Genomic DNA, 11,518 nt, shown 5'->3' with positions numbered 1-11,518 from the left:
GCGGATTCATCGCCTGCGCCGCTACATGGGCGACACGGCGGCGGACGTCGACTGCACCTTCGACCCGGAGGGCGGTGAGTTCGCCATGACCGACGCCCTGCGCCGCGTGCGGCAGGAGGCGGAGGACGCCGTGCGCGGCGGCGCCACCCACCTGATCCTGACGGACGAGGCCATGGGCTCCGGCCGCGCCGCCCTGCCCATGATCCTGGTGACGGGCGCGGTCCACACCCACCTGATCCGCCAGCAGCTGCGCACCTTCACCTCGGTGAACGTGCGGTCGGGCGAGTGTCTGGACGTGCATTACTTCGCCGTGCTGATCGGCGTGGGCGCCACCACCGTCAACGCCTACCTGGCGCAGGAGGCCATCGCCGACCGTCAGCGGCGTGGCCTGTTCGGCGACATGGCGCTGGAGAAGTGCCTGGAACGGTACAAGAAGGCCATCAACGAAGGCCTGCTGAAGATCATGTCCAAGATGGGCATCTCCATCGTCTCCAGCTACCGCGGTGGCCTGAACTTCGAAGCGGTGGGCCTGTCCCGCTCGCTGGTGGCCGAGCACTTCCCCGGCATGATCAGCCGCATCTCCGGCCTGGGCCTGGTCGGCATCCAGAAGGACGTGCTGGAGCAGCACGCCCTGGCCTGGAACGAGGAGGTCGTGGCCCTGCCCATCGGCGGCTTCTACAAGTTCCGCAAGGGCGGCGACCGGCACGCCTGGGAAGGCGGCCTGATCCACCTGCTGCAGCAGGCGGTGTCCAACGACAGCTATTCCACCTTCAAGCGCTACTCCGAAGGCGTGCACAAGCGCCCGCCCATGCAGTTGCGCGACCTGCTGGACTTCCGCCCCTCCAAGGGCAAGGTCCCGGTGGACGAGGTGGAAAGCATCACCGCCATCCGCAAGCGGTTCATCACCCCCGCCATGTCGCTGGGCGCGCTGAGCCCCGAGGCGCACGGCACGCTGAACGTCGCCATGAACCGCATCGGCGCCAAGTCCGACTCGGGTGAAGGCGGTGAGGATCCGGCGCGCTTCAAGCCGGACGCCAACGGCGACAACTGGAACTCCGCCATCAAGCAGGTGGCCTCGGGCCGCTTCGGCGTCACCGCCGAATACCTGAACCAGTGCCGCGAGATCGAGATCAAGGTGGCCCAGGGCGCCAAGCCCGGGGAAGGCGGGCAGCTGCCCGGCTTCAAGGTGACGGAACTGATCGCCCGCCTGCGTCACAGCACGCCCGGCGTCATGCTGATCAGCCCGCCCCCGCACCATGACATCTATTCGATCGAAGACCTGGCGCAGCTGATCTACGACCTGAAGCAGATCAACCCCGACGCCAAGGTCTGCGTGAAGCTGGTCAGCCGCTCCGGCATCGGCACCATCGCCGCCGGCGTGGCCAAGGCCGGTGCCGACGTCATCCTGGTGTCGGGCAACGTCGGTGGTACCGGCGCCTCGCCGCAGACCAGCGTGAAGTTCGCGGGCCTGCCGTGGGAAATGGGCCTCAGCGAGGTGCAGCAGGTGCTGACGCTGAACCGCCTGCGCCACCGCGTCACCCTGCGCACCGACGGTGGCCTGAAGACCGGCCGCGACATCGTCATGGCGGCGATGCTGGGGGCGGAGGAGTTCGGCGTGGGTACGGCCAGCCTGATCGCCATGGGCTGCATCATGGTCCGCCAGTGCCACAGCAACACCTGCCCCGTGGGCGTGTGCGTACAGGACGAGGCGCTGCGCCAGAAGTTCGTGGGCACGCCGGAAAAGGTCGTGAACCTGTTCAGCTTCATGGCGGAAGAGGTGCGTGAGATCCTGGCCAGCCTGGGCTTCCGTACCCTGCGGGACGTCATCGGCCGCACCGACCTGCTGCACCAGGTCAGCCGCGGCGCCGTGCATCTGGACGACCTGGACCTGAACCCGCTGTTGGCCCAGGCCGATCCGGCCGGCGACAGCGCGCGGTACTGCACCCAGGTGGGCCGCAACGAGGTGCCGGACACGCTGGACGCCCAGATGATCCGCGACGCCCGCCAGCTGTTCGAGGACGGTGAGAAGATGCAGCTGGCCTACAACGTGCAGAACACGCACCGGGCCATCGGCACCCGGATGTCGGCCATGATCACCCGCAAGTTCGGGATGAGCGGCCTGCAGCCCGGCCACTGCACGGTGCGGCTGCGCGGTTCCGCCGGCCAGTCGCTGGGCGCCTTCGCCGTGCAGGGCCTGACGCTGGAGGTGTTCGGTGACGCCAACGACTATGTCGGCAAGGGCCTATCGGGTGGCACCATCATCGTCCGGCCGATGACGGCCACGCCGCTGAAGTCGAACGAGAACACCATCATCGGCAACACCGTGCTGTACGGGGCCACGGCGGGCAAGCTGTTCGCCGCCGGCCAGGCGGGTGAGCGCTTCGCCGTCCGCAACTCCGGTGCCACGGTGGTGGTGGAGGGCTGCGGCTCCAACGGCTGCGAGTACATGACCGGTGGCATGGTGGTCATCCTGGGCGGCGTGGGTGACAACTTCGCGGCCGGCATGACCGGTGGCATGGCCTTCGTCTATGACCAGACGGGCAGCCTGCCGCTGCACATCAACCCGGAAAGCGTCATCTTCCAGCGCATCGAGGTCCAGCATTACGAGGACATGCTGGTGTCCCTGATCGAGGAGCACGTGGCGCGGACGCAGAGCCGCTGGGCCATGACCCTGCTGAACGATTGGCCGCTGGTGCGCGGCCACTTCTGGCAGGTGGTCCCGAAGGAGATGCTGCACCGCCTGGCGGTGCCGGTCGTCCCGCCCCAGGCCCTGAGCGCCGAGTAAACCTTCCCGTCCGGGCGTCCCCGGGGCTTGGTGCTCCGGGGCGCCTCCCGCCTAGGGAGCCCCACGAAGAGGGACGAAGGAGAGGGGGCACGGGGGTTTCCGCTCGGGAACCACCACCGCCCCCCGGAAACGCGACCGCCACCGGAGTGCCCCTCCAGTGGCGGTTTTTCTATATGCGTGGCGGTTCGGAGGAGGTCAGCCGTTGGGCGTGGCCCCGGTGGCCTGCAGCGACTGCGCCCGCGGCTGCGGCACCGGCGCTTCGTCACGATTGCGGATCGTGGCTTGGCCGGTGGTCTGGAAAATGGGGCCACCGCTGTAGGTGAAGTAAATACGGCGCTGGCTGTAGGCCACGTACACCCGGTGGGACCGCAGGAAATCCGCGCCCAGGATCATGTCCACGCCGCCGCCCAGGGCGTCGGTCAGGTTGCCGTCCGTGACCAACTGGCCCTTGTCGTCCCGATAGGCCAGATGCCGCAGCTTGGCGTTCTTGACGGTTTCGTCACCGATGCTGACGGTGTCGAACGTGCTGACCAGGGTGGGGATGCCGTGTCCGCCGATACCGCGCAGCGGGCCGGCCCCCTTGGCCGCCAGGTCCGGATCGGTGCTGCCGCTCACGTCGCCGGCGCCATTGCGGACGGTGCCGCCCACCTGCGCGCCCGTGCCCGCGACCACCTTGTCCCGGCCCAGGCGGCGCATGGCTCCGGCGTCCAGCAGGGTGGCTGTGGCGCCGCTGTCGATCAGGGCGTGCATGGGCTCGCCATTGACGGTGACGACCAGGCGGATGCTGGAGCGGCCGCGCCAGATCTCATCCATTTCCGCCACGCTGTAGGTGTTGGACCAATAGGCCAGCACCGCGTCGTCACAATCCTCGGGCTTGTAGAGGTTCAGCACGTTGTGGGCGAAGTCGAACTCCAGGTCATGGCGTTCCAGGAAATCCATGCCCAGCACGCCAACCACGTCGCTGCCGGTGCCGAAGTCGGCGTAACCGCCGACGAACACCCGGACGTCCTCGCCCCGGTAGGTGCCCATCTCCAGCGTTCCCATGGTGGACTGCAGCAGGCGGCTGGACCCATCCAGGCCGGTGATGCTGCCGCCGCTGTCCTTGACATGCAGCCCCAGGCGGGCCGCACCCGGCCGGCTGATGACGGAGCTGTTCGCCCCGGTGTCCAGCACGAAGCGCACCGCCTTTCCGTTGACGACGGCGCTGACCAGGGGCTGGTTACCCTCCAGCGTGACGGGTACGCTGCCCACCTTGGTCAGTTTGCAGGACGATGCCGCCAGCGCCGGCGCGGCGGTCATCGTCAACGCCAGGACGGCGCCGGTGCCCAACGCCCGCGCCCATGTGCTGAAAGTCATGGTTCTTCCCCATAGATTACGTGCGCGAAGCCCACCATTCCGCATTGTCGGCCAGCATATCGCAACTATTGCGCGGTTTGCAGCTGTCCGCTGGCGGGAGGTTGCGGTGGTGGGGCCGTTTCCGTCTTCCGGTTGGTGACGTTGAAGATGGGGCCGCCGTTGTGGGTGAAGTACAGGCGGTTCTGGCTGCGCGCGACCAGCACGTGGTGGGCCATCAGGAAGTCGGCCCCCAGCAGCATTTCGGTCTTGGCCCGGCCATTGGAAACCAGGCCCTTCTTCTGCGCCTCCTCCCCGGCGTCGCCCTGCAGGTCGCTGAACGCCAGCTTGGCATGGCGCACCGTTTCCTCCCCGATGGTGATGCTATCGAAGGTGCCGATCCAGGTGGTCACGGCCTTGGAACCGATACCGTGGCTTGTTCCGGCGAGTTTGGTGCTGGGGCTGTCCGGGGTCAGGCCGGCGCGGGCGGCGGCGGCCATGGCGAGCACCGAGTGGGTGGCACCGCTGTCGAGGTGGGTCCGGACCTTCTGGCCATTGATCTCAACCGATAGCACGATGTGGGGACTGTCGTAGTCCAGCGGCTCGATCTCGGCCATCAAGGCCGCCTCCGACCAGAAGGCGAGAAAGGCGTTCTGGCAGCCCCTGGGCTGGTACAGGTTCAGGACGTCGTGGGCCAGGTCGAATTCCAGGTCGAACTTGGACAGCACGTCCTCGCCCAGGATGCCGACGATGTCGCCGCCCAGGACGCTTGGATCATCCTCCTTGGCGTCCTTATCACCCATGAGCACCAGATGGACGTCGTGCGCGGTCTGCTGGCCCAGGGTCAGACTTTGCACCTGGGTGCTGTGGATTTCCGACAGGCCGCCCACGCCGGACATGTAGCCCACCGTGTTGGTGAACGCGGGCAGGCCCAGTTCCTTGGCCTTGTTGCGCTGGATGGCGCTGCGATAGGCGCCCGTGTCCACCAGGAAACGGACCGGGTGGCCGTTGATCTGCAGGGGCACCAGCGGCTGGTTGCCGACCATCTTCACCGGCAGGCTGTCGGCCTTGATCATCTGGCAGGTTTCGGCCGCCCGCGCGCCCGTCCACCCCATGATGAGCAGCGCGGTCATCACCCCGTGCGCGGCCAGCATCCTGGCCTGCCGGCGCGCCGTGCCGGCCCCGTCGTTTCCGTTCCGCATGCCTGTCCCCATCCGTCCCGCCTGCTGGCAGATGATGGCATTTTTGCACGCGACAGGCGCGTGGGTAAACGCCGCAAGGAAGGGACGGGCGATGGGGGGGGCTATTCCTTGGGGCGGGGCGTTTCCACCACGGGCGGCCGGGCCGCCGGCGCGCTGCTGGCGGCGGCGGTGGAGCCGTCACCGTTCCATACCATGGCGGGCCCGACCACCTGGAAGACGGGCCCTCCCTGGTAGGTGAAGTAGATTCTGCGCTGGCTGGACGCGATGTAGACGCGGTGGCTGCGCAGGAAATCGGCACCGATATACATGTCGGTATCGCCCTGCGAGGTGGCCAGGCGGCTGCCGACATAGGCCTCGCCCACCCGCCCGTACAGGTCGGTCAGCCGCAGCCGGGCGTGCCGAATGGTCTCGTCGCCGATGGCCAGGCTGTCGAACACGCCGATATGGCTGTCGATGCGAAAGCCGTTGGCGCCCTGCAGTGGATCGGCCTTCTGCACGGCGTCGCTGTTCACGTCCACCCCCAGGCGGCGGGCCACCGTCTCATCCATCAGGGTGATGGCCGCCCCGCTGTCCAGTTCGGCGTGCACGGGCTGGCCGTTGACGGTGACGGCCAGGCGGATGCGGGACCGGGCGCCCCGCATGGTCTCCATCTCCACCAGGTTATAGCTGTCCGACCAGTAGGCCAGGACCTTGCCGTCGCAGTTCTCCGGCTTGAACAGGTTCAGCACATTGTGGGCGACGTCGAATTCCAGGTCATAGCGCTCCAGCAGGTCCATGCCCAGGAAGCCGACGATGTCGCCATCCCATTTGCCATAGCCACCGACATAGACACGCACGTCCCGGCTCTGCCACGCGCCCAGCTCCAGCGTGTCCATGGTGGTCTGCAACAGGCGGCTGCTGCCGTCGATGCCGATCAGTTCGCTGCCGGCGTCCACCGCGTGCAGGCCCAGATAGTCCAGGGACGAACGGTTCAGGATGGACATCCAGGCGCCGGTGTCGACCAGCAGGTGGGCCGGCTTGCCGTTGATGGTCGCGCTGGCCAGCAGCTGGTTGCCGTTCAGCTCCAGCGGGATGGTGGCCACTTGCGCCAGCTTGCAGGCGGGGGCCGCTTGGGCGGTGGCGGACGCCAGCACGACGGTCCACGCCAGCAGCATGGCGCAGACTCTCAGCGCTTTGGCCCTGCTTCCCACCGATGTGATGTCCCTGGCGGTTTGGATGTGCCCTATCATTAAGGACTATGGGTGGGGGCGAGGTGTGAAGCAAGGGGAACGGGGCCACGCCGGCGCAAGCGGCCGTTTACTGTCCCTGCGGCTTTGCCGGCGGATTTGCGGCCGGGGTTTGGGCGGCTTGCGGGCCGCCGTCATCGGGAGCGCCGTTGGATTCCCTGGCGCGCAGGGGGCCTATCACCTGGAAGACGGGGCCGCCCTGGTAGGTGAAATAGACCTTGCGCTGGCTGGATGCGATATAGACTCGGTGGCTGCGTAGGAAGTCGACGCCCAAATATAGATCGGTATCGCTGTAGGACGTGCTCAGGCGGCTGCCGACAAAACGTTCGCCCACACGGTTGTACAAATCCGCCACCCGCAGCTTGGCGTGGCGGATGGTTTCGTCCCCGATGCTGAAGGTGTCGAACGTGCCGATATGGTCCTCGACCAAACGGCCGTTGACGCCCCGCCCGCCACCACCCTTCTCGGCCTCGCCGGCGGCGACATCCACGCCCACGCGGCGGGCGACGCCTTCGTCCAAGACGGTAAGGGAGGCGCCGCTGTCCAGTTCGGCGTGGATCAACTGGCCATTGATGGTGATGGGCACGCGGATGCGGGCGCGGTTGCCGCGGACATCGTCCATGTCGGTGACGTTGTAGCTGTCCGACCAGTAGGCCAGCACGTCATTGTCGCACTTCTCCGGCTTGTAAAGGCTCAGCAGCTTATGGGCGAGGTCGAACTCCAGGTCATATCGTTCCAGTAAGTCCATGCCGAGGAGACCAACGGTGTCGCCGCGCCAGGAGCCATAGCCGCCGACGTAGACGCGCACGTCTTTCCCACGCCAGGTACCCAGTTCGAGGCTGTCCATCGTGGTCTGCAGCAGCCTGCTGGTGCCGTCGATACCAATCAGTTGGCCCTGGGCGTCGACGGCCTTCAGACCCAGATAGTCCATCGAGGATCGGCTCAGCAGCGATATCCAGGCTCCTGTGTCGACGATCATATGGGCTGGCTTGCCGTTGATGGTGACGCTGGCCAGCACCTCGTTCCCGTCCATCTCCAGGGGGATGGCGGCCACCTTCACCAGCTTGCATGATGACGCCGCGTGGGTGGGCGGGGCCAAGGGTAGGGACGCCAGGCACAGCGCCGTTGCCAGACCCAAGGTTCTACGCATCCATCCCATCAAAACCGACCTCATGCCCGTATGCTCCCCAACCCGGTTGCAGGATTATTCCGCTGTCGCGGCCGTGACTGGCCTGGCCTTCATTTGCCGGCAATGCCCGTATCGGAAATGGAGTCGATCTCCCTGCCTGATGTCAGGCCGGGCCCCACCGTCTGGAAGATGGCGCCGCCCTCATAGGTGAAATAGATCTTGCGCTGGCTGAAGGCGATGTAAAGCCGGTGGGACTTCAGGAAGTCGACGCCCAAGTACAGCGGGACGTGATCCTTGTCATAGGACACGTTCTGCAACTGCCCACGCCAGACCGACGACTGCTTGTAAAGGTTGGAAACCCGCAGCTTGGCGTGGCGCACGGACTCGTCGCCCAGGGCCAGCGTATCCAGTACGGCGATGGGCCCCTTGGTGGGATCCTGAGTGGCGTCGTCCGCGGGGGGGACAATTTCCGCGCCCAGCTTGCGGGCCAGGGCTTCGTCCAGGTGGCTGATGGACACACCGCTGGCCACCTGCGCCGGGATCTGCTGACCGTTCAGGGTCGCGAACAGGCGGATGTGGGCGCGCGGGGTCGGGTCCGGCGCCATTTCCGCCAGGCTGTAGTTGTTCGACCAATAGGCCAGTTCGGCGGTGTCGCAGCCCTGCGGCTGGTACAGCACGATCTGGCCATGGCCGATGTCGAACTCCACGTCGAACTTGCCGAGAATGTCCATACCCAGCAGGCCGACCACGTCGTAGGTGTCTGACAGGGTGCCATAGGGACCGGACAGGATGCGGACATCCTTGGCCGCCCAGTCCCCCAGTTCCAGGGTGTCCAGCGTCATCCAGTCCAGGCTGAAATATTCCGGTGCCACCACCTTGGCCTTCGTCGCCTGGCCCAGCTGCGCCAGGGCCTGGACGCTGATGACCGATACGTTGCTGCCGGTGACCACGCGAAAGTAGGCGGGCTTGCCGTTGACCACGGATTTCACCAGCACGACGTTGCCGTCCATCACCAGCGGCAAGGTGCCGACCTTCAGCAACTTGCAGGCCGATGCCGCCTTTTCAGCGGCGGAGACCGCCGTCATCGGCCAGGCGGCCAGAACCCCTATCACGACCGAGAACAGCCGCGCGACCACACTTCCTCGCCCCAACATCTTGCAACCATCCCCCATAGATCCCCTAAAAGGAGTAGCCAGTTCGTCAGGTTCACGCAACCATCCGTCACAGGATTGCAAGCTGCCCCATCGCTCACGGGCTCGGGGACGGCGGTTGCGCGGCCGTGGCTCCGGCCACCGGCGTGTCCGTCTGGAAGACCGTTCCACCGACATAGCTGACGTACAGCCGCCCCTGGCTGTGGGCGATCAGCACGTGGTGGGACCGCAGGAAGTCCGCGCCCAGCAGCATCTCCGTCTCGATGACCTGGGTGGGGATGTGGGATCCGACGGGCGTGACGGTGCCGTGCTTGAAGATGTCGCCGAAGCGCATCTTGGGGTGGTGGATGGTCTCGTCACCGATGGTGAAGCTGTCGAAGGTGCCAATCCACACCGGTTCCTCATGCGCGCCGATGCCGCCGGCCGTGCCGGCCTGGACCACGCCGGGGCTGTCCGGCCGGACGCCCAGGCGGCCCGCGTCCTGCTTGGTCAGGATGGAATAATAGGCACCGGAGTCCAGTTCGGCCCGAACAGGCTGGCCATTCACCTTCACCTCCGGACGGATATGCTGGACCGTCGCACCGATCTTGGGAAAGTCCGCGACGGTATAGGCCCCCTCCCAGGGGATCAGATCCACGTCGTCGCAATCGCCGCGCGACAGGTGGAAATTGATCTGGCCGTGGCTCAGGTCCATTTCCACGTCGAACTGGCGCAGCATGTCCTCTCCCAGCACACCGGCCACGGTGACCGGCTGATCGGCGGTCTTGCCTTGCCCCGTCACGATCAGGCGCAGGTTCTTCATCGACGACTTGTCCAGGGTCAGGCTGTCCACCGACGTGACCATGACGCTGCTTTCGCCCCCCACGCCATAGACGGTGGCGCCCGATAGGGCGGTGAGGCGCAGGCCCAGCTTTTCCGCCGCGTCACGGAACAGCAGGCTGGCGAACGACCCGGTGTCGACCAGGAACCGCACGCGCTGGCCGTTGATGCTGCCCTCGACCAGCGGCTGGTTGCCGCTCATCGTGACCGGCAGGCTGGCCACAATGCCGAACTGGCATTGCGTCGTGGCACCGGCGGGCATCGCCATTTGTGCCAGCCCCATCAGCGCCAGGCCCCCCAGCCGCGCCGCCCGTTTCCCCATCATGCCCCGCGTGGTCCTCTTGCCTGCGCCGTTTGACGGCGACGTGTGTTAGAGCGGAACGCGATCAGGTGGAGACACCTGATCGTGTAAATCCGCTCTATCATGAACAGGTTACGAGCGTGATGCGATCACGCGTGATCGCATCACGCTTGTCTTATGAATTTCCGTGCCGACGGGCGACGATGGAATCGCTGGGAGAGGGCTGCACCCCTCTCCCAGCGGCGAGGGACGGATCGAGTGACCGCAGGCTGTTAACGAGCCGAGTTAGAGTTTGATCGCCCTCGTCTTTTCCATTGGCCTGAACGGATACCGGGGAGAAAGCCCCGTATGACAAGCAGAGGCACGGAAAAGATGAGCCAAGTTACCATCGGCGTGGATGTTTCGAAAGACACCCTGGACGCCTATCGCCTGTCCGACGGTGCCAAGCGGCGGTTCGGCAACGACAAAGCCGGTCATGCCGCCTTTGTCGCCTGGTGCGGCCAAGACGTCGCACGGGTGGTGTTCGAACCCACCGGGCCCTATCACCGGGCCCTATCACCGGGCCTTTGAGCGGGCGCTTGCCCGGGCGGGGCTTCCTGCGGCCAAGGTCAATCCCCGNCCAGGCGCCGGCGCTTTGCCGAGGCGACCGGGAAACTGCCCAAGACGGACGGTCTGGATGCCGCCATGCTGCCCCGCATGGGCGCTGTCCTGGATATCGAAGCCAGCCGGGCAATAGCGATGAGATCATTGAATTAAAAGAGATGTTGGTCGCCCGTGAGGCGCTGGTGAAGGATCGGGTCGCGGCGAAAAACCGTGAGAAGAACCTGACCTTGCCATTGCTTAAGCGTCAGAACCGCTACCGCCTCAAGCAGATCGAGCGCCACCTTGATGCCTTGGACGCGAACATCAAAGCCCGTATCGCCGCCAGCGACGCGATGGCCAGCCGGTGCGCCATCCTGACCAGCATTCCGGGCATCGGTTTCCTAACCGCATTCGCCTTGCTGGTCGAAATGCCTGAATTGGGGACTTTGGAACCGGGCCAAGCCGCAAGTCTCGCGGGGCTCGCTCCAATCACCCGCCAGTCCGGACAGTGGCGCGGGCGCTCTTTCATCCAGGCAGGACGCGCCACTGTCCGCACTGCCCTTTACATGCCGGCCCTCGTCGCCGCCCGATTCAATCCAGACCTCAGCGCCAAATACACCCAGTTGATCGCAGCCGGAAAGCCTCCCAAGGTTGCTATCACAGCCATCATGCGCAAGCTCGTCGTCCTCGCCAACGCTCTCCTCAAAAAGGGCTCACACTGGCAGGAAAAAGCGGCTTGCACATAACGGATACTCTAGCGCCGGCCCCAAGCTGAGGAATGATGTAGCGCCACGGGGGAGGCACTCGTACGCCACGCGGTGGGCACCACCGGCCAGATGCGTCCTCTTGTGCCCAATTCGGGTTAACTAGTTTGGACATGTCCGACACGTCCGATACCCATCGGCTGCCTGTCCAAAACATCATAAGGTATTGATTATGCTTATATAATAGCATGGCATGAGAAATGCTCTCCGAAGAGCGCCCGGTGACG

7 protein-coding genes and 1 pseudogene are annotated in these 11,518 nt (G+C 65.8%); 2 read left to right on the top strand and 6 right to left on the bottom strand.

What is annotated here, in order from left to right; all coding sequences use genetic code 11:
- Positions 1-2,785: glutamate synthase large subunit (gene gltB / locus I55_RS11560; RefSeq protein ID WP_044560707.1), on the top strand; the 2,785-nt coding region annotated here is incomplete at its 5' end.
- Positions 2,786-2,980: 195 nt separating this feature from the next.
- On the opposite strand, the gene I55_RS11555 is transcribed toward gltB, so the two are convergent.
- The 6 genes from I55_RS11555 to I55_RS11530 form a co-directional block, all read right to left on the bottom strand.
- Positions 2,981-4,141, bottom strand: a complete 1,161-nt coding sequence (locus tag I55_RS11555) for a pepsin/retropepsin-like aspartic protease family protein (protein WP_159107170.1) — start codon at positions 4,139-4,141, stop codon at positions 2,981-2,983.
- A 65-nt stretch (positions 4,142-4,206) separates the two neighbouring features.
- On the bottom strand, positions 4,207-5,319 hold the full coding sequence (locus tag I55_RS11550) for an aspartyl protease family protein (protein ID WP_044560702.1): 1,113 nt from the start codon (positions 5,317-5,319) through the stop codon (positions 4,207-4,209).
- A gap of 101 nt (positions 5,320-5,420) precedes the next feature.
- On the bottom strand, positions 5,421-6,473 hold the full coding sequence (locus tag I55_RS11545) for a retroviral-like aspartic protease family protein (RefSeq protein WP_044560701.1): 1,053 nt from the start codon (positions 6,471-6,473) through the stop codon (positions 5,421-5,423).
- Between the two features lie 142 nt (positions 6,474-6,615).
- Positions 6,616-7,695: a retropepsin-like aspartic protease gene (locus I55_RS11540; protein WP_159107169.1), complete on the bottom strand. Its 1,080-nt coding sequence runs from the start codon at positions 7,693-7,695 to the stop codon at positions 6,616-6,618.
- 89 nt (positions 7,696-7,784) lie between these two features.
- On the bottom strand, positions 7,785-8,759 hold the full coding sequence (locus I55_RS11535; protein ID WP_159107168.1) for an aspartyl protease family protein: 975 nt from the start codon (positions 8,757-8,759) through the stop codon (positions 7,785-7,787).
- 163 nt (positions 8,760-8,922) lie between these two features.
- Positions 8,923-9,969, bottom strand: a complete 1,047-nt coding sequence (locus tag I55_RS11530) for a retroviral-like aspartic protease family protein (protein ID WP_044560698.1) — start codon at positions 9,967-9,969, stop codon at positions 8,923-8,925.
- Between the two features lie 348 nt (positions 9,970-10,317).
- On the opposite strand from I55_RS11530, the pseudogene I55_RS11525 reads away from it, so the two are divergent.
- Positions 10,318-11,273 (top strand): annotated as a pseudogene (locus I55_RS11525) (IS110 family transposase).
- Positions 11,274-11,518 lie beyond the last annotated feature (245 nt).

This window comes from Azospirillum sp. B4 (genome assembly GCF_000333275.1).
Taxonomy (GTDB): domain Bacteria; phylum Pseudomonadota; class Alphaproteobacteria; order Azospirillales; family Azospirillaceae; genus Nitrospirillum.
The sequence above is the reverse complement of the archived record's forward strand: the minus strand, read 5'-3'. Positions and strand labels throughout refer to the sequence as shown.